This window comes from Microbulbifer sp. TB1203 (assembly GCF_030997045.1).
In the GTDB taxonomy this organism is placed as follows: domain Bacteria; phylum Pseudomonadota; class Gammaproteobacteria; order Pseudomonadales; family Cellvibrionaceae; genus Microbulbifer.
The window spans coordinates 2147683-2167587 of the sequence record NZ_CP116899.1; the positions used below are offsets into that span (position 1 = coordinate 2147683).

The 19905-nt window shown below is 57.5% G+C and carries 14 protein-coding genes; 4 read left to right on the forward strand and 10 right to left on the reverse strand.

Annotated features, from left to right (window positions below):
• Positions 1 to 303 precede the first annotated feature (303 nt).
• Positions 304 to 2886 (forward strand): exo 1,3/1,4-beta-D-glucan glucohydrolase, encoded by a 2583-nt coding sequence (locus tag PP263_RS09090; RefSeq protein ID WP_308368094.1) that lies wholly within the window; start codon positions 304 to 306, stop codon positions 2884 to 2886.
• A gap of 285 nt (positions 2887 to 3171) precedes the next feature.
• Positions 3172 to 5295, forward strand: coding sequence for a TonB-dependent receptor (locus tag PP263_RS09095; RefSeq protein WP_308368095.1), 2124 nt, complete (start codon positions 3172 to 3174; stop codon positions 5293 to 5295).
• A gap of 250 nt (positions 5296 to 5545) precedes the next feature.
• Here the strand turns inward: PP263_RS09095 and PP263_RS09100 are convergent, their stop codons facing one another.
• Positions 5546 to 5836 carry an SRPBCC domain-containing protein gene (locus tag PP263_RS09100; RefSeq protein WP_308368096.1) on the reverse strand — a complete coding sequence of 97 codons (291 nt, stop codon included), beginning with the start codon at positions 5834 to 5836 and terminating at the stop codon, positions 5546 to 5548.
• Positions 5837 to 5899: 63 nt separating this feature from the next.
• A complete protein-coding gene (locus tag PP263_RS09105) occupies positions 5900 to 6367 on the reverse strand; it encodes a putative molybdenum carrier protein (RefSeq protein WP_308368097.1) in 468 nt (155 codons plus the stop codon).
• Between the two features lie 295 nt (positions 6368 to 6662).
• On the opposite strand from PP263_RS09105, the gene PP263_RS09110 reads away from it, so the two are divergent.
• Both PP263_RS09110 and PP263_RS09115 read left to right on the forward strand, forming a co-directional pair.
• Complete coding sequence (locus PP263_RS09110; protein WP_308368098.1) at positions 6663 to 7775, forward strand: expansin EXLX1 family cellulose-binding protein; 1113 nt, start codon at positions 6663 to 6665, stop codon at positions 7773 to 7775.
• Positions 7776 to 7943: 168 nt separating this feature from the next.
• Positions 7944 to 10184: a DUF6055 domain-containing protein gene (locus PP263_RS09115; RefSeq protein ID WP_308368099.1), complete on the forward strand. Its 2241-nt coding sequence runs from the start codon at positions 7944 to 7946 to the stop codon at positions 10182 to 10184.
• Between the two features lie 81 nt (positions 10185 to 10265).
• Here PP263_RS09115 and PP263_RS09120 read toward each other — a convergent pair whose 3' ends face one another.
• The 8 genes from PP263_RS09120 to PP263_RS09155 all read right to left on the reverse strand — a co-directional run bounded on the left by PP263_RS09120 (position 10266) and on the right by PP263_RS09155 (position 19772).
• Complete coding sequence (locus tag PP263_RS09120) at positions 10266 to 10817, reverse strand: ester cyclase (RefSeq protein ID WP_308368100.1); 552 nt, start codon at positions 10815 to 10817, stop codon at positions 10266 to 10268.
• Positions 10818 to 11304: 487 nt separating this feature from the next.
• Positions 11305 to 13341, reverse strand: a complete 2037-nt coding sequence (locus PP263_RS09125; RefSeq protein WP_308368101.1) for an RICIN domain-containing protein — start codon at positions 13339 to 13341, stop codon at positions 11305 to 11307.
• A 447-nt stretch (positions 13342 to 13788) separates the two neighbouring features.
• A complete protein-coding gene (locus PP263_RS09130; protein WP_308368102.1) occupies positions 13789 to 14295 on the reverse strand; it encodes a DUF6632 domain-containing protein in 507 nt (168 codons plus the stop codon).
• Positions 14295 to 14834, reverse strand: a complete 540-nt coding sequence (locus PP263_RS09135) for a DUF305 domain-containing protein (protein ID WP_308368103.1) — start codon at positions 14832 to 14834, stop codon at positions 14295 to 14297. Before PP263_RS09135 ends, PP263_RS09130 begins: the two co-directional genes overlap by 1 nt.
• A 159-nt stretch (positions 14835 to 14993) precedes the next feature.
• A complete protein-coding gene (locus tag PP263_RS09140) occupies positions 14994 to 16301 on the reverse strand; it encodes a sorbosone dehydrogenase family protein (protein WP_308368104.1) in 1308 nt (435 codons plus the stop codon).
• 394 nt (positions 16302 to 16695) lie between these two features.
• Positions 16696 to 17493 (reverse strand): hypothetical protein, encoded by a 798-nt coding sequence (locus PP263_RS09145; protein WP_308368105.1) that lies wholly within the window; start codon positions 17491 to 17493, stop codon positions 16696 to 16698.
• Positions 17490 to 18137: a hypothetical protein gene (locus PP263_RS09150; RefSeq protein WP_308368106.1), complete on the reverse strand. Its 648-nt coding sequence runs from the start codon at positions 18135 to 18137 to the stop codon at positions 17490 to 17492. Before PP263_RS09150 ends, PP263_RS09145 begins: the two co-directional genes overlap by 4 nt.
• A gap of 51 nt (positions 18138 to 18188) precedes the next feature.
• Positions 18189 to 19772: a sialidase family protein gene (locus PP263_RS09155; RefSeq protein WP_308368107.1), complete on the reverse strand. Its 1584-nt coding sequence runs from the start codon at positions 19770 to 19772 to the stop codon at positions 18189 to 18191.
• Between the last annotated feature and the right edge of the window lie 133 nt (positions 19773 to 19905).

The following is a 19905-nucleotide window of genomic DNA, read 5'->3' on the forward strand; positions in this document are numbered from 1 at the left end:
CCTGACGCCAAAGGTTAATTGTTAACCAGCTGCCAGGCAAGCGATGACTTCTCATTCCGTCCAACTTTGCACTGCGCACAAAGTTGGACGTCCAAAATTGTGAAGCGGCGCAAATCAGGACGATTGTGGCCGGGCCCGACGGGAAAATACCGTCGAGACATCGCAACCCGATTCTAACGATAACAGAGGGAGCACCGGCAGTGATGCTCACTGCCGGGCCGGCGCATCACCGCGCCTCCGACCGGACGGTATTCCCTGCGGGACCTCCCGCACTTTCACTGAACCCTATTTCCCGGAGTGTCTATGTTCTACAAGCAACAATGCGCCGCCTGCGCCCTGGCACTGAGCGCCCTGCTCACAGCCTGTGGCGGCGAGCGTTCAGCGGCGGATGCCGGCGAGTCGGCGGAGCCCAGGAAAGAATCGGTCACCGCAACCACCGGGAGCGCCTGGCCCCAGCTTCAACCGGCCCTGCCCGGGGACCCCGAGCTGGAGGAGAAAATCGCCGGCCTGCTGCGGCGCATGTCCCTGGAGGAAAAAGTGGGACAGCTGATCCAGGCGGAAATCAAGTACATCACCCCGGAAGAAGTGAAGGAATACCATATCGGCTCCGTCCTCAACGGCGGCGGCACCTACCCCAACAATGACAAGTTCGCCACCGCCCAGGACTGGCAGAAACTGGCGGATGCCTACTACGAAGCCTCCATGGATACCTCCGACGGCGGCGTGGCCATCCCCATCATCTGGGGCAGTGACGCGGTGCACGGTCACAACAACCTGGTGGGGGCCACCCTGTTTCCCCACAACATCGGCCTGGGCGCGACCCACGACCCCGAACTGATTCACCGCATCGGCCGCGCCACCGCGCGGGAAGTGGCGGCCACCGGTGTGGACTGGACCTTCGCTCCCACGGTGGCGGTGGTGCGCGACGACCGCTGGGGCCGCACCTATGAAAGCTATTCCGAAGCCCCGGACGTGGTGAGCGAATACGCCCGCAGCATGGTCGAGGGCATCCAGGGCAGTAAAGGCTCCAAGGAATTTCTCGACGGCCACCACCTGGTCTCCGCCACCAAGCACTTCCTCGGCGACGGCGGCACCACCCGCGGCATCGACCGGGGCGATACCCGGGTGAGCGAACGGGAACTGGCGGAAATCCATGCGGCCGGTTATATCAGCGCGCTACAGGCCGGTGTACAGACGGTGATGGCCTCTTTCAACAGCTGGAACGGCGACCGCCTCCACGGCCACCAGTACCTGCTCACCGAGGTGCTGAAAAACCGCCTGGGCTTCGACGGCTTCGTAGTGGGGGACTGGAACGGCCACCGCTTCGTGCCCGGCTGCACCGTGGAGAGCTGTGCCGCGGCGATCAACGCCGGCCTGGATATGTTTATGGTGCCCTCGGACTGGAAGGCGCTCTACGTGAACACCCTGGAGCAGGCGAAGAGCGGGGACATTTCCCCGGCGCGGATCGACGACGCGGTATCGCGCATCCTGCGGGTCAAGCTGCGCGCCGGACTGTTTGAGCGCGACCGTCCGCTGGCGGGCCGCGCCGATATCCTCGGCAATCCCGAGCACCGCGCCCTGGCCCGGGAGGCCGTGCGCAAATCCCTGGTGCTGCTGAAGAACAACGACCAACTGCTGCCCCTGGATCCGCGCCGGAACATCCTGGTGGCCGGCGACGGCGCGGACAGTATCGCCAAACAGAGCGGCGGCTGGACCATCACCTGGCAGGGCACCGGCACCACCACCGAGGACTTCCCCGGAGCCACCTCCATCTACCAGGGCATCCGCGCCGCGGTGGAAACGGCCGGTGGCGAGGCGGCGCTGAGCGAAAACGGCGACTTCTCCGCGGACACCTTCGCCAACGGCAAAAAGCCCGATGTGGCGGTGGTGGTCTACGGCGAGGAGCCCTACGCCGAGTGGCACGGTGACCTGGCCAGCATCGAGTACCAGTTGGGTAACAAAGAGGACCTGGAGCTGCTGAAGAAGCTCAAGCGGCAGGGTATTCCCGTGGTGAGCATCTTCCTCTCCGGGCGGCCCCTGTGGGTCAACAAGGAGATGAACGCGTCCGATGCCTTTGTCGCCGCCTGGCTGCCGGGCTCCGAGGGTGCCGGCGTTGCCGACGTGATTCTCACCGACGCCGAAGGCGAGGTGCAGCACGACTTCACCGGCCAGCTCACCTTCAGTTGGCCAAAGCTGGTGCACCAGACCAGCCTCAACCGCGGCGACAAATCCTACGAACCGCTGTTCGCCTACGGCTACGGCCTCGACTACGACGACAAGGTCCAGATTGCCGGCGACCTCCCGGAGAAGGGTGACACCTACGCCCTGGGGGCCCTGGAAGACGCCTGGCTGATGGTATCCCGCCCGCGGGAGCCCTGGGGACTGTTTATCGCCGACGGCGGCGAACCGGTGCCAGTGGCCGGCAACCGCGCCAGCAGCGGGGACGGCAACATCACCGTGGCCTCCATCGATATGGAATCCCAGGAGGACGCGCGCCGGATCGACTGGAAAGGCTTGCGCCGCGGCAGCGTGCAGCTCAGCGCACGGAAGCCCCAGGACCTGAGTCGTTACCTGGACGAAAATGCCGCACTGGCCCTTGATATCCGCGTGGACCGGCAACCCGAAAAACCGGTGTACGCGCAGATCGCCTGCGCGGATGGCTGCGCCGGCGAACTGTCGCTGCTGAAACCGCTGCAGTCGCTGCCCGCCGGGGACTGGTCCCACCTGACCATCGACCTGCAGTGCTTCGCCGAGAGCGGCGCGGACTTCTCGCGCGTCTCCCACGGCCTGGCGTTCAGCAGCGAGGGGCCGCTGTCCCTGGCGGTGGCGAATATCAAGTATGTGCCGGGCGGGGCGGAATCCGCGCAAATCCGCTGTCAGGACTGATGTGATGAAACCGGCCGCCGGGACAATCGTGCCGGCGGCCTGTTAAGCATTTCTTTTGTAGGATGGGCAAAGCGAAGCGTGCCCATCGAGGCCGCGGAAGATGACGCTTCGCTTTACCCATCCTACGAAAATCCTCCCAGCCCCCACTCCCCCCGCTGGCGCAAAGCAATCGGCAAACACAACACTTACAAAAGTTAACGCAAATCGTTATCATTAACTCCCGTATTGGAGGGCCCCTCCATAGAGCTCAACGACTTCCTAATCACAATCAATCGGAAAATATCGATGGAAATGCGCTTACTGGCCCTCGCCCTGACGGCGGCCACCTGCACCACCACATCTTACGCAGACGAAACCAACCGGGATATCGAGCAGGTCATCGTCACCGGCAGCCGCTTTGTGGAAAGCATCGACGAGGTGCCGGTCTCGGTCACCGTCATCGACCGGGACACCATCCAACAACAGCTCCAGGTCAGCTCCGAGTTGCAGAACCTGCTGGCCATCCATGTCCCGGGCCTGGGCCCCGCCAACGGCAGCACCAGTAATTTCGGCACCACCCTGCGCGGCCGCATGCCGCTGGTGATGATCGACGGCGTGCCCCAGTCCACTCCGCTGCGCAACGGCGCCCTGGGAATCCGCACCCTGGACCCGGACGTTATCGAGCGTATCGAAGTGATCAAGGGGGCCACCTCCATCTACGGCAACGGCGCCGCCGGCGGCATCATCAACTACATCACCAAAAGCGCCGCGGACAGCGAATTCGCCGCCCAGACCTCGGTCTCCAGCCGCTTCAGCGCGGTCAAGTTCGAGGACAGCGCAGGCCTGCGCACCCAGGGCTCGGTGAGCGGTACCCGCGACAAATTCAGCTTCGTGGTCAGCGCCTCTCGCGATGAACGGGGAGTGGAGCGGGACGCGGAAGGGGACATCATGGGGACCATCTACGGTCTGTCCGAGAGCGTGACCGAGAACTACTTCACCAAGCTGGGCTACCGGCTGGACGATGAGAAATCCCTGCAGCTCACCTACAACTATTACGAAGGCCGGCAGAACGCCGACCTGGTGGATGTGCTGGGTTCGGTCAACGAGGGCACCAAGACCTACGCCCTGCCCCTCTCCGACGGCGACACCAAACAGGGCGATGCCCAGGGCCCCAGGGGCAACCACAACCTGACGATCAAATATGTGGACGACCACCTGACCGACAACACCCAGATGACCATCGACGCCTACGGACAGAAGATCGAGAACGTATTCTTTTTCTCCACTGCCCTGTCCAATCCGGAAGAGGGTTACGACGGCGGCCAGTCGATGATCAAATCCGAGAAAAAAGGCCTGCGTTTCAATTTCAACACCCAGCTGGGCTGGGAACGGGTGGATGGCACCCTGACCTACGGCCTGGACGCCCTGAACGACGTCACCTCCCAGCCGCTGCTCGATGGCCGCATCTGGGTTCCGGAAATGGACATGGACAGTCTGGCCGGCTACCTGCAAACCAAGTGGATTCTGGACAACGACTGGATCTTCAAGGCCGGCGTGCGCCGCGAAAACATCGACCTGGTGGTGGACGATTACCGCACCCTGAAATTGTGCGCGAACGCGGATACCTGCTCCGTGCCCATGGATGTGAGGGGAGACACCCTCAGCTACGAAGCCACCACCTACAACCTGGCATTGCGCTATCACATCAACGACCACTTCAGCCCCTTCGCCAACTACTCCCAGGGCGCGGACATCTCCGATCTCGGGGGCCTGCTGCGCTCCGCCACTGTCAACGATATCGCCCTGATCCAGACCGAAGCTTCCATCATCGACAATTACGAAGTCGGCCTGGACAGCCATTTCGATAACTTCGATGTCAGCATCGCCGCCTACAAGAGCACCTCGGAACTGGGCACTTCCAGCTTCTACAACCCGGAGACGGGGGTGTACGAACCGGTCCGCGCCCCCCATAAGATGTGGGGCTACGAACTCGCGCTCAAGTATCGCATTTCCGAGAGCCTAAACGTCGGCGCCAACTACAGCTGGGTGGAAGGCAAGAACGAGAAGACCGACGAATACCTGGATGCGCGGATCATCTCCCCACCCAAGTTCGTCGCACATTTGGACTGGCGCCCGGTGGACAACGCCAACCTGGCCCTGACCTATTATCGCGTTGGGGAAAGGAAGCGCTTCGAGCCCGATGAAGACGGCAATTGGGGAGGCTCCTTCGCCCCGGTCAGCGCCTACGACGTGGTCAATCTCAGCGCCAATTACCGCCGGGACAACTGGAACTTCTTCGCCGGTGTGGAAAACCTCCTCAATGAGAAATACTTCTCCGCCCGCGCCCAGGCATTCACTTATAGCGGTGGCGCCTACCACACCATGGGCCTGGGAACCACGATCAATACGGGCGTGAACTACAGCTTCTAATGAAGACAGATTTCCTCATTGTAGGAGCGGCGGGGCGGCCATCCGCCCATGGCCGCGATCAGAATGCGCTACGAAGCCAATCTGTCGCGGACCACGAGCCGCTCTCTTTTGATCGAGGTTGAAAACCCAGAAGTTGTAGGATAGGCAAAGCACAGCCTGCCCATCTTCCACTGCCTTGATGGGCACGCTGCGCTTTGCCCATCCTACAAAATTTCCAAGTACGGAGATTTTCTGGAGGACCGTCTCCCCCTTACAACTCATCGGGAATTTCGGCCTCCACCAGCTTCGCCAACAGGGTGAGCGACTCCTGCCAGCCGAGATAGCAAGCCTCAGGCGGAATAACATCGGGAACCCCTTCCTGAGTGATATTCAGCTCAGTCCCACAGGACACCTCCTTAAAGGTGATCGTCACCTGCATCTCACCGGGAAGATTCGGATCGTCGAACTTGTCGGTGTAGCGCAACTTTTCATTTTGCACCAACTCGACATACTCCCCACCGAAGGAATGGCTACTGCCCGTAGTGAAATTCGTGAACGACATTTTGTGGTCAGCATCCCTGCCTCATACGGCCCCGGGAGAGGGGTATCTCTCCCTTCCGCTTTATTAGTATGTTGATTGCTTTATAACCAGGCCAATCGCCTGCTTCACATACTCATACATTTCAGGGCAGCCACTTTGTCTCGGTCCGGCAGTATTCAGGACCTCTATATCGAACTCTTTCACAAAGCGCGCCAGAAGCGCTGCTGCAGTTTCCGGATTGACGAGTTCGATATCAATCAATTTATATGGCTTACCCAATCTGACACAAAAAATCGCTGTCAACTCGGTGCCGCCTTTTAAATACGACTTATAAAAGATGGCGGTACCGTCAGAGTCCTCAACATTCTTCCTGGTACGCTGCCGATAACCGCCACTGATCTCGACCAGAGGATAGGAATCACTTATCGGTCCGTCTTCGGCCATCCTTCCGGCCGGGCAGGCTCCACCAATCGGGAACCCCGCCTCAAGGCCGGCATCCAGTGCCGCTCTATCGGCGCCGGTTTGACCTCCACTTATGATTTTTGAAAGCATTCTGAAATCCAAAGCAGGCTATGTCGGTTAAGCAACCCTACCGCAAATCGCCGGCAGACAGTGCAGATAATTTCATGGACTCCAGCAATCTGCTTAATTTCCAAGTGATGACTGCCATTAGTTTTTTCCTGCCGCTAACCCTGGCGCTTGAAATGTCATAAGGCCTGCCTCTTCGTGTGAAGCATTTGGCAAAAATGAGATTTCAAACTATTCAAGACGACCATCCACTATAGACTGGCCGCAAGTTTCTCTCGTCATACATATTACATTTAAAAGGGATATCCCCATGAGGATTATGAAGGAAGTTAAGCCATTCCTGGCTCTGTGCCTTCTGGCACTTGGTACTTCCGTTCAGGCCGACAGCTCAACACACACTGGAGAGGGCACTTTTTACGGATATGGTGGTGGTGGCAACTGCAGTTTCGAGACAGTGCCGGATAACATCCTGACCGCAGCCATGAACGCGACCGATTACGCCGGTTCAGCCGCCTGCGGCGGAGTTATCGTAGTGACCAGTATCGATACGGGCCTCAGTGTAACAGTTCGCATCGATGATCAATGCCCGGAATGTGCAGAAGGCGATGTCGACCTGGATCAGGATGCGTTTGCCCAAATTGATGACATAACAAAAGGCCGGATCCCGATCAGCTGGAACTATATTGCCAACCCGGTAGCGGGCAATATGAAACTCTATTTCAAAGAGGGTTCCAGCCAGTGGTGGACCGCAGTCCAGGTCAGAGATCATCTTTACCCGATATCCGCATTGGAGTATCGCATCACCGGTTCCAGCGATACTTATACCCTCCTCCCCCGGGAGCCCTATAACTACTTCGTTGCCACCAGTGGCTTTGGTGTCGGCCCCTACGACTTTCGGATCACCGACTTTTGGGGGCAGACAGTGGAAGTCGGCGGTATCTCGCTGGTGCTGAACACGGAAATTGATACCGGCACTCAGTTTTCTGAAGTGTCTGGCGGAAGCAGTGGCAGTTCCTCCAGCAGCGGTTCCTCGAGCAGTAGTTCCTCGAGCAGTAGTTCCTCGAGCAGTAGTTCCTCGAGCAGTAGTTCTTCGAGCAGTAGTTCTTCCAGCAGTAGCTCCTCTTCCAGCGGTGGTTCTTCCAGCAGTAGCTCCTCTTCCAGCGGTGGTACCACTGGAGATGCCCAAACCTCTATCCGCACCGACAACTCCTGGGATACCGGCTATTGCGCCACTGTGACGGTTACCAATCCGAACAGCACGGCTCTGACCTGGACAGTGGAGCTCGATATTGGTGCAACCGTAACGTCGGTTTGGAGTGCTGAATGGTCGCAGGCGGGTACGGTTCTTACGGCATCGGGCGTTTCCTGGAATGCGACATTGGATGCTGACGCATCGACTGAGTTTGGGTTCTGCGGGAGCTACGAGCTATGAACCCGGCAGCCAAAAAGATCATCCTTGACCTGTTTGGTTATTGCCCCTGAAATACTGAGGGCTCGCGCCGGCCTCCGGTCGGCGGCGGCACTTTGTGCCGCATTAACCTGGCGACCTGTTTGGTTGTCGGGTTAATAATTTAATAATAAATAACTAGGGAGAGGTTTTATGTTAAGAGCGATGTTGACAATTGCGCTGTCCGGCCTGTTGCTGGCCAGCCAGGCATTCGGTTCGTACAGTTGTACGGTGTCTTCGACAAACGTCTGGGACACCGGTTACCAACTGGATATTACCGTAACCAACGACGGCCCCGATTCCATCAGCGGCTGGACGGTTCAGGCCGGTTTCAGCGAACCGGCCAACGTGACCAGCAGCTGGAACGTGACGGCGACCGGCGGCGACACCGCCTCGCCGTCGTTCACCAACTGCTGCGACTGGAACGGCAACCTGTCGCCGGGCCAGAGCAGCACCTTCGGGGTTCAGGGTACCCACGACGGCAGCTTTGAGACACCGAGCTGTTCCGGCAACGGCAGTTCAAGCAGTTCGAGCAGTTCGAGCAGTTCGAGCAGTTCGAGCAGTTCGAGCAGTTCATCATCCAGCAGCAGTTCGTCGAGCAGTTCAAGCTCGAACAGCAGCTCAGGTTCCACTTCGGGCGGTACCAATATCGCGCCCCTGGCCACGGCCAGCACCTCTTATGTCTCTTCCTGGGAGACGTTGAGCGCGGTCAACGACAACAGCAACCCGACGAACTCCAACGACAAATCCAGCGGCGCCTACGGCAATTGGGACAATCCCAATTCCACTCAGTGGGTCCAATATGACTGGTCCCAGAACTACACGTTGACTTCATCGCAGGTGTACTGGTTCGATGATAACGGCGGCGTGCTCGTGCCCACCACCGCCTACATGGAATACTGGAACGGCAGTTCCTGGGTGACCATTGGCGACGTGCCGCTGGCCGAAGATGCATTCAATACGATTTTTATCGACAACGTCACCACCAACCGCCTGCGGGTCTCGATGCTCAACACCAGCCAGTCGACGGGCATTCTTGAATGGCGGGTGTCCGGTACGCCGGCGGGAACAAGCTCTTCTTCCAGTAGCTCGTCGTCGAGCAGCAGCTCTTCCAGCTCCTCCGGCAGTGCCTACACCCCGGTCACCACGGAGTACGTGTATCGCGACATCACCACCGACAATGCATTGTTCCAGGACTCGGAGCATTTCCGCGTCTACTACGGGACCGACGGCCGCGACGCCGGGGGCATAGTGGGACACAACAGCCAGGCACAGGTGACACAGGTACTGGACTTCCTGGAAGCCGCCTACGACTACTGGATGGTGGAACGCGGTTTCCGCTCACCCGGCCGGCCGGTAAATGGCCGTCCGGGCGGTCCGTTCAAGATGAATGTCTATTCGACGGTGGACCTGAACGCTGCCGGCGCCATGGGTTATGACTTCAACGCAGGGCTACCCTATCTTGTCGTACACACCAACTCGATAGGCAGCCCCAACGTTTATGTCCATGAGTTTGGCCACTCCATCACGCTGTCCGAGTACAACTGGGTGGACAAGGGCAATACCGGCGCCTGGTGGGAAACCACCGCCAATTGGCATACGGACGACTTCGTGGCATTTGCGCCGCAGTACGGCCCGGTCGCCCAGCGCTACGACCGACCGGCGACGAGCACGATCATCAATCTGGATGCCGTGATCGGCCGCTCGTACCTGACGCTCGTTCACGCGGATAATCTTTACGAAGCCTGGCCGTTCCTGACTTACCTCAACAACAATCCGGACGGCTACACGGGTTTCGGTCAGAGCGCCGTGAGCACCATGTACCGCTCCCACCAGGGCAACGAAACGCCGCTGCATACGATCGCACGCATGACGTCGACACCTTGGCAGCAGGTGGTGGCCTCTTACTGGGCCCGCATGGCCTATCTGGATATCGGCCATCCGCTGGCACAGCAGCGCCTGATGAACGTCATCAACAACAGCGTCTTCCGGCAGCGGGCCTACCGCAACCTGACTTCCAGCGGAAACTCGTTCTACAGGGTCATCGGGTCGCGGCAACCGATGTACGGCGGCAGCAATCTTATCCCACTGACAGTCACTGGCGACGGCAACGTCAGTTTCGAGATCACCAATCTTGGCAATGGCCTGCCGGAGAGCAATTTCACGGCGACGGTTGCAATTCGCTCGACGTCCGGCAACGTGCGTTACGAAGAACTACCGTCCGGAAACGGCTCGGTGTTCGTCAACGGCAACGAGGAAGCCACCCTGGTGGTTGCCAATACACCGGACACCTTGTATACCTATAATGCGTTTGAAAGCGAAGGTAATGATCCGGAAATCAGGGGACTGGACTACCAGGTACAGATTATCGGTGCACAGCCCCGTGACTTATAAGTAGTTTGCCAACGGCATAAAACGAAAGCCCGGAGAAAACTTTCCTCCGGGCTTTTTTATCGGAAGGCCAGTGTATCTTCTTTACTCGATTGCCCGCTTGATGAGGCTGTTGGATGGCTCACATGAAGGATCGAGAACTTTGCGGGAGGTCTCGATCCCCCTCACGGGCAGTTGCTCCACATCGATCAAACCGACCTGCTCAAGTACGGAAGCCTGGTCCCAGTAGATACGCTCACCCGCGATCTTTCCATCCTCGAACTGCACAACGACGATGATGGCAATTTCGACGCGTTTACCCGTGGGCTGGACGCCGGGGAGAATCCACGGCATCTCGATAGTGTGGGTAAACTTGTGAATCAGTTCGTCCACGATCCGGTCGTCTCCGACTGTGCGAGCGACCGGCACGGACTCGGTATCCGGTGGATTATCCGGGATAAAATAAGTGCTGTAGAAGTGGCGCACCTCACTTGAGCCGACACCGCCCGTCATTACAGGGACATTATTGACGAAGGGATTCGACGTCATCGTCGCCATGGTGGCGTCGATATTTTTCTGCTCAAACTCGGCGGCCGTATGCCGCTCCCACATCTCGACCATCGCCTGTTGTTTTCGGGTAAGATTATTACTATCCATGATTTTCCGTCCCTCCTTCGATTATTAGCGACATGGCAGCCGACTATCCGCCAGGAACACAAACCTGATTCGCGCCATGGTTTTCCACCAGTCACGCTTGTTTCCTTTCCGTTGTTTCAAAACTGGAATTTGTATTGTAGCCTCAAAGCCAGTATCTCCCGTCTCATACTTCAGCTGGGACAACCAAGCAAGATTCCAATTAAAACCAGGAAACATCCAACCTATGGAAAACACAGCGAGCGGGTGCCTGGTGGCGCCAACCGGAGAGAGAAGGCGGCGAAATTTACAAGTAGTACATGAGTATGTGAGGCACTTCCGTGCGCCTCACCTGAGGTTGCTCGTCTTTCCGATCCCGGACGAAAGGGTCCGGTCAGCGTCGAACGTGCCAGGAACGTGCAGTAGCTTTTGCGAGGTACCTAAAGCGCCTTGGAAAGAAGGAGGCTGTCGCCCTCTTCATTAACACCCGACATACCTCGCGGCACGAAGGTTAAGGTGCGACTTCGGTAAAAGTCGCATCGGCTTTGAATAACGAACTCGACCCGCTTTCCGCATACAAATTATAACTACGGTGACGTAGATATCTTTCTGCATCCGTCCACATTTGATAGGATGATTTCTGGGCATCCGCCAACCCCGCCACCCGGCGGAAGGTGGCGTCACCTGCGAAAGTTACCGTATCATCGTTCGAATCCAGCCAAATTTCTCCATTGGAGCGAACCCGCAGGAAGCGCCCGGGGTAATTCTCGGACTCGAAAGAAACGCCCCTCGAATCAGCCAGTCCGCTAACCATCCTGAACTCGGAGTCTTCTACTGGAGATACATTGGGATCAATTTTCGCACGATAACCACTGTGTCGAATAAAGCGATCCGGAAAGTTATACGATTGCAAGCGGGCGTCTACCGATATCGGCTCTAGCCTCCATTTCTGGTTACCGCCAAGCAAATAACCCCACTGGTGTATAAGGGCTCCATCTGCAGCGGAGATGGCTTCCACGTCGGCCGGCTTGTTGCTATGCACTGGAGTGATACGGTGATAGCCGTCGCCTACGGGAATAAAAGCAAATTTCTGGTTGTCCCCGCCATGATAGCCCCACAATTGAAATTTAGCGCCATGATCTTTGGACATTTTTGCCACATCCAAGGCACGTCCGCTCTTTACATTTTTCACGCTGTATTGACCACCATCAAGATGAGTCAGGATCCACTGCTGATTGGCTCCCCCATCATAGGACCACTGCGTAATACTTGCACCATCTGATGTTCCGTCTGCATTCATAGCCTTGCCGGAATGGCTCACAATGAAACGATAAGTGCCGCCCGGAATATTTCCGCCGGGAAGAGCGGCCGTTCCGCCACTGCCCGCAGGCCGGGTATAGAGAAGCGTTCCAAATCCGGGTTGGTCGAACGTCGAAGCATGGTCGCCGTGTGAGGTCGGACCGCCCTCCGGTCTCACCAGCTGCGCACGTGCGGCAATATTGGGAACCGACAGTCCCCTGCGGTTTGCGTAATGGTTGTAAATCATTTCCCAAACCGGACGCATTTCACTGCGCTGCTTGCTGGAAATCTCCGATTCCGTCCGAACGGCGGTTTGGTAGGTGGTATAGGGTACATCCTCACCATTGTTATATTTGGCAACGTACTCGGCGGCGCGCAGGAAACGATTGTTTGCCCATCCGTACAAGTCGTCGCCTTGATTCCAGGCCATCTCCGCTATTGAGGCCATTAATCCGATGCCCATCTTTGTGTGCGCCTGGTCGCGCCCGGACTCCTCCCACTGTGCAAGACCACCCGTGTGCAAGAATGGAATTGCGTTATAGATGGAACCGTTTCCAGCACCGTGTTTAAAGTACTCGATTCCGATATCATAGAGATCCTGGCGGTCCGAAAAAATTCCGATCGCGACCGTCGCCGCCATATTGCACAGATCCCAGTTCGCCCTGTAATTCTGGATATGTGCGTCGTTGTGATCATCGCCGAATTCATTAGCAATAAGGAAACGCTCGTTAAGCGGCTTGTAAAATACATTCAACAGCATATCTTGCATCTGAGCCACATCGAAACCGGGATAGTCCCGCATAATCTCAGCTGTGTTAGCCAGTTGGTATCCGAAAATTCCGGCAGCCAAATAGCGGTCGGCGTTACCGGTGACCGTCGTAAGCATGGACGACCAGGCGTTAAGGATGTCACGGGCCGTGTCGCCGTTAGCTGTGTTGCCTGTGATTTTCCACAGCAAGGCATTCTGGTATGCGCGGGCGACATCGATGTACAACAAGGCTACATTATCGCCAGTGCCGCCGCGAATGATCGTATCCGTAGCACGCGGGGTCCAATCGGATGATGAAAGCGAGCTGTTGGCCAGTTGGTTATAACCGTCCAGATACGGTTGTGTGCCCGCGTTAACCATCTGACTCATCCGATCGAAATCAGCTTGAGTGTGCAGGATTCCAGGGTGCTCGAAGGCAGCATATCCTCTCGTGCCTCCTAATAGGCATATAACAAAAGTGAACGCTAATAGTTTCTTCATCTCTAATCATCTCCGCTGAGCTGTAAACACAAGGCAGAGCTGGGGCTAAAGTTATTTCTATAATTGCCCAACTTGCTTGAACTAAGAAGTGGATGCCGGATACAGCATGCAGTGCCGGGGCACGGAGAAGGACACCCACGGATTTATTACAACATATTTATCATATATATAGTGGGCACCTGTCACATATTTCTCCTTATTGATCAGGCGCAGCCTGTTTAGGAAGATCGTCCAATATTTCTCACTTAGTTAGATAATTTTCCTATTAAAGGTCCACTATTCAGTTGCAAATGAACGTTGGCGCAGATTGATATCAAAACAACGATGCGGAGAAGTTGCCCAAAAACGACGACCAACAAATCACCCGCCAGGCGGACGGTGATGCCCGTGTCGCGGCTCTTCGGCAAGCTATTATCAGGCTAAAAATTGGACATCTTTAACGCCTCTTTATGTAGTTTTTGAACCTTGGCGTGGAGTAAGAACTGCCAACACCACAGCTACCACTATCAACGCTGGAACATCACCCAACAGGTGTCCAATATGCTGTGGATCAACGAGAGCCTGCACGGCCATGATCCCTCCATGCACGATACTCGACCAGACAGTGAACCAAATAAGGCTTAAGTGTGCCATTGGATTACGCGAAGCAATAATCAGGAATACGCCAAGCGTCGCATAGATCCCGAGAATCATTTGGAGGTACTCCGATCGGCCTCCTGTATGCCAAGACCAACCGGAAGGCCATAGGATAGTGAGAGGCCATATACCGAAAATAAAAACAAGCCCTACGACTATAAGAGCGATGCGTAAGAATTTTATGCGATTGGCTTCATCCATGTTTTTCTCCTTCATATCCCACTTATAGACTGTAAGATTGATATCCCGAGCATCGATCTGGATTGGGCCATCCCAGGTGGCGCCAAGTTGCAATGTTGATGCTATTTTTCCACCCACTATTCGGGCGTGCCGGAGAACTCCGGAACCGGTCTCGCGTCCGCCTCTGCCTGGCTGACAGCCACTCCATTGGCCCTGATATCGGCGATCAGCCACTCCATCTCCTTAATTTCCCTGCGCTGTGCCTTGATGATCTTATCTGCAAGTTCCCGGACTCGAGGGTCCTCAATCCGCGCGCGTTCACTGGTCAGGATAGCGATCGAGTGATGTGGAATCATGCCTTCCATATAGTCCACTCCGCTAACCGTTGTCTGGCTACGCACCAGCCACACAGCGGACAGGAACAGCAGGCCGGCACCAAAAAAAATCGTCATGTTAACCTTACTGCTCTTATACATACCCTGCATGAACACCAGCATTATCGCGATCATTGCGGCACCCATAATAAACGTCATAAACAGCCGCGTTTCACTGAACCACGCATGGTCGAAAATCTGGTAGGAATTCAAATACATCAAGACAAACATCGCGACCATCGCAGTCCCGATCATCGCAAAAAACTTCGTGTAACTCCCGTGTGCACCTTGATTATTTCCCATGGCATTGATCTCCAAAGTTCGGTAAGGAAGCAGGAAAGCTTCAAGGATGTTCTTACCCTTACTGGTTAACCCTCTTGACCTGGCTGATCTCTCCGCACACCAGGGGCGTTGATGCCAGCGCGACCGATGCGGACTACTCCAGGGCATACTCCGACGCTATCAGCGTGCGCGACTCACCCGCCAGATGACATTGCCCACATCGTCCGCCACCAGCAATCCGCCCCGCTGGTCAATCGCCACTCCCACCGGCCTGCCGAATGCCTCGCCATCCGCGCTGATAAACCCGCTCAGCACATCCACCGGCTCACCGGCAGGCATGCCGTCTTCAAAGGGCACGAATATCACCTTGTAGCCGCTGCGGGGTTTGCGATTCCAGGAGCCATGCTGGCCGACGAACATGCCGTTGCGGAAAAGTCCGGGCAGTGAATTGCCTTCGGCTGCGGCCAGGCCCAGCGAAGCGGTATGCGGTCCCAGGGCGTAATCGGGGACAATGGCACTGGCAACCAAGTCAGGGCGTTGTGGCTCGACCCGCTTATCCAGATGTTGACCGAAGTAACTGAATGGCCAGCCGTAGAAGCCGCCGTCCCGCACGGAGGTCATGTAATCCGGCACCAAGTCGCTACCTAGAGCATCGCGCTCGTTGACCGCCACCCAGAGTTCACCACTGTCGGGTTGCCAGGCCAGGCCGACCGGATTGCGCAGCCCCGAGGCAAAGATGCGATAACCGCCGGTTCGGGGGTCGATCTCCCAGATGGCAGCGCGCCCCTGCTCCTTTTCCAGGCCATACTCGCCTACGTTGCTGTCCGATCCCACTCCCACATAGAGCCTGCTACCGTCGGGGCTGGCGATCAGGCTTTTGGTCCAGTGCTGATTGATGGGCCCGGCGGGCAACCCGACGATCACTTCCCCCGGTGCGGTGATTCGGGTTTGGCCCACCTCGTAAGGAAAGCGCAGCAGAGCATCGGTATTGGCCACGTAGAAATCGTTGCCGACCAGCGCCATGCCGAAGGGTGAATGCAATCCCCCGAGGAACACCGAACGCCGATCCGCCACGCCATCGCCGTCGGTATCACGCAGCAGGGTAATGCGATTGGCGCTCTTGCCGCCCGAACCGGCCTTTTTCATCATCAGGCCGGCAATCCACGCCCTCAGCCCTCCCCCTTTCTTGGGAGGTCTGTTGGTTTCTGCGACCAGTACATCGCCGTTGGGTAGCACATAAAGCCAGCGAGGGTGATCGAGTCCCCAGGCGAACGCCACCACCGCGGTACCGGTGGCCGAGTATGGTTTGGCCCCTCCGGGCCAGCCCTTGGCCGGCGCGATATTCACCGTCGGGATCAAAGATTCCCTGGGCGGTGGCAATACGGGGTTCGGACCGGTTCCTGCGGAGACCGGCAGGCGGGCCATTTCACTACAAGCGGCCAGTGTCAGCGCGAAGCAGATAAAAGCAACCGGGCGGTGCAGGTACATAACGATATCCTTTTCAAATTATCCTGGTGCGCTGCCCCATCAGCCGATGCCGCGTGCCGGCATCCGCCAACGCAGCACTTATCCCTGTAATTCAAAGCATCAGGCTGCCGTCTTCGGTGAGACCCGGCTACTTTTCGGGCAGGTAGGCCGGGAGCCTGGCCGGCGGCCTGGAAACATCGTAGACCACCCGAGAGATATTCTCGATTTCATTGATAATTCTGACCGCCGTAGATGACGGGAATTGCCTGGAGTAATTTGATGCTGCGAAGCTGGCCAACGGCTGGGCACATGGATGTGCCCATTACAAATGCAAGAGCAGCCTTCTGCCATGGCGATCACAGCAGGCTACAAGAAGGGTTCGGCTTAATTCAGTGCCACTCAGGAAGGCAACCGCTCACCCGCCGGATTGGCGCAACCGGAACTCGCGAAGATTGGATTTCAAAGCCTTGACTCGCAGGGAATTCTGGGGCAGCTTTTCGGCCACCTCCTCAAACGCTTGAAGATTCTGCGGGCTCAAGTGAGGCAGGATATTCAGGGCCATTTCCTGGGCAACGAACAGGCTGCCGGTTTGCAGGGATTGCGACAACAACTGATCAACCTGGGGCTGCAAGTCCGGGTAGCGCTGCAGCTCTTTCATAGCCTGGTTCACGATCCTGGCGTCGTAGCTGCTCTTCAGGGCTTCTATCAGCACCAGGGCATTGTCTCTATTGGGGGCTTGCATGCTCATCAGATCAATGGCTGCCTCCTGCACGAAGCCATCCGGATGATCGAGAAAGGCACGGGCCATTTCGGCGCTTTCTTCGTCAAAGTAGTCATTCTCGCGGTGAAAATCGGCATAGGCCCGCAACTTCTCGGCCAGCATTTTTCCCTGCAGAATATCGGACGCCCGCGGATCGCTGAGATCCTGCGGGCAGCTATAGGTCTGGTGGCAGTTGGCCAGTTCCACTATCTGTCTGTGCAGGAGGCTTCTTTCCTGCCCGGACTGGTCATCGAGGCTTTGGCTCTGCACTTTGGGTTGATCCCGGGCCAACTGTTGTGGCGTTGGCTCGCCCGACAGAGAGGCGGGCCGATCGGCTTCACCCGGTTTTTCCTTCGCCGTCGCTGGAGCCGGGGCCTGCTGTTGTCCGAATTCCGCGGTCAAAAGAAGTGCACCGACCAGCGCCAACACAACCGCACTGAGCAGGTATTTCATGGTTTATTCCTTGCCATCTGGCGATCAATGGCTTTTTCCAGGGCGCGGGCCTTGGCACTGTTCGCGGGTAACTGCTCGAGCAGTTGTTGGTAAAAGGGCAGGTTTTCCGCCGTCAGGAACGGTTGAATGTGTTGCGCCAGCACTTTGGCGGCATTAAAACTGCCCCGCTGCAGAACTTCAGCAAAAGCGCCGTCAATCTCCTGTCGCAGGTGCGGGTAACGCTGCAGTTGAACCAGCAGTGGAATCAGCAGTTGTTTGTCTTTGACGCCGGGCAGTACAGTCAACAGTTGTTCGGCTGTGGCGTCATCGGCACTCATTTCCGCCAGTATCTGCACCGCCTTCGTCTGTACAAACTCGTTGGGGTAAAGCAGGTAGTGATGCAACAGCGCGCGGCTTTCGTCACTGACGCCGAACTGCTGCTGCCATTCCGCCAGTTTGTCCAGCTCTCCGTTGATTTGTTCTCCCAGCAGGTAAAAGCTGTTGCGAGGATTGGTAGGATCTTGCGGACAACTTTGGGTCTCTTCGCAGTTTTCCAGCTGTGCCAGTTGTTCTTTGATGGAGTGCCACTGCTGCTCGGCAGTGGTCTCTCCCAGAGCCGGTACGCTAATCACCAGAGCAATTATCAGGCTGTAAACTTTGTGCATGCTCAATCCCGTTTTGAAAGGCAATTCCCTTTGCCTTTTACCAATTCTAACTCAGTCACAATGCTGGTAGAGGCTCTCCCAGGAACTACTACCGATTGACCCGCCCCATTTGACACAGGTACTGGGCGCGTATTTCTTGACTGGTCCAGCGTAGTAACTGAAGTTGCCGGAATCGGTTGCCTTGGTCCCTCCTTCCACTTGCAGGGAGGCCGACACAGCCGATGGTGTTCCCACATTTGACGCCTTCATCGTCACAACGCAGTTGTAGCCGTTGCTCGAGTTGTACAGAAGGTAGATGCGGCCACCAGTGAGAGCGTGCGAGTCGACTGCCGAGTAACCACTACCGCAAGCTTCTTCGGGTGTATAGGGGTTTGGGCTGCCTCCCTCGGTCCCGCCGTTCAGGATCCATGGCAGGTTGAACTTGCGGAATGCGATCGAGCGGTGCGAGGTAGCACTGCTGTGGGTGTTCTCGTTGACCTCGATCAGGGCACCGACGGCGAAGTCGGCTGTCTTGGCCATACTGGAATAGCCACCCTCGGCCCAGTTGCCGTCTCCCAGGCCCCGCCAGGAGGGTAGCGGCGCGTCGCTCAGCGGGCGTGAGATCGGCCAGGTCTTTCCCCCGTCGTAGCTGATCCGCACTCGCATCTTGGTGCGGGTCACCGTGCTGGCCGAGTTCAGGAATATGATCCGGGCCGGCGAGTCGCGGTTGTAACGCAGGATCGACCCTTGCGAGCGCGGATCCAGCAGCGTCGAGTCGGGCGCATAGGTGTCGAAGCCGCCTTCGATGGTGCCGCGCGCAACCCAGCGGCGCTTGCCCCTCTCCCACACCGAGCCGCCCGCGCGATCATTGCGCATCAGCCTGCCGTCCATCAGCTCAACCACGCTGCCCTCACCGGTGACCTCCTGGTAACCGCCGGTCGAGGCATCGATGATGCGCTGCACCTTCCAGGTGGCGCCGTTGTCGTCGCTGTAGATGTTGCGGTGGCTCGCCGGGATGACCAGCCGACCATTGGACATCTGGATGCCCACGCCCGGTCCCATCGCGTCCCATGCCCAGGTGGCACCGTTGCTGCGTGTCCTCGGCTTGAGGGCCGCCGTCATGTCCGCTGGCTTGCTCCATGTCCGGCCGTCGTCGGTGCTGCGGGAGACGTACACCTTGCGGTGGCTCCATGCGGTGATCTTGGTCGTGCCGTCCTTGCCGCCCAGGCTGTAGCCGGCCGGATTCCAGGACATGAAAACCCAGATGGTGCCCGTCTGCCGATCGGCGACGGCCGTGGGGTTGCCCCAGGTGCCCGGGCCGGCACCGACCACCTCGTCCAGCGCGGACCAGGTGGCGCCGTTGTCGGTAGAGCGTTTGAAGAGCACGTTGATATTGCCCCAGTCCCGGTTGTTGGACGCCCGGCCTTCGACGAAGGCGATCAGTGTGTTCTCCTTGGTACGCACCAGGGATGGGATGCGGAACGAGTGGTAGGTGATGCCGTTCAGGCGCTCGCCACCGCCACCGTCGAACAGCAGCTTCTCGCTGTGCGCTGGGCCGGCATTCGCCGCCTGGGCCATGGTCGCGCCTACCAGACCCGCCAGCACGCCGGCGCAGGCCATCAGAATGGATCTCCTGTTGATCTTTTTATGCTTCATGGTTTTTATCCTTTGGGAATTCGGCAAGCGCTCAGCCGGCTGCTCTGCAGAGCTTTTACCAGCGCCACCGCAATCACGCTGAGCAAGTATTTCATTGTTTATTCCTTATGGAAGTAGCTGGTCCAGTCGCAAG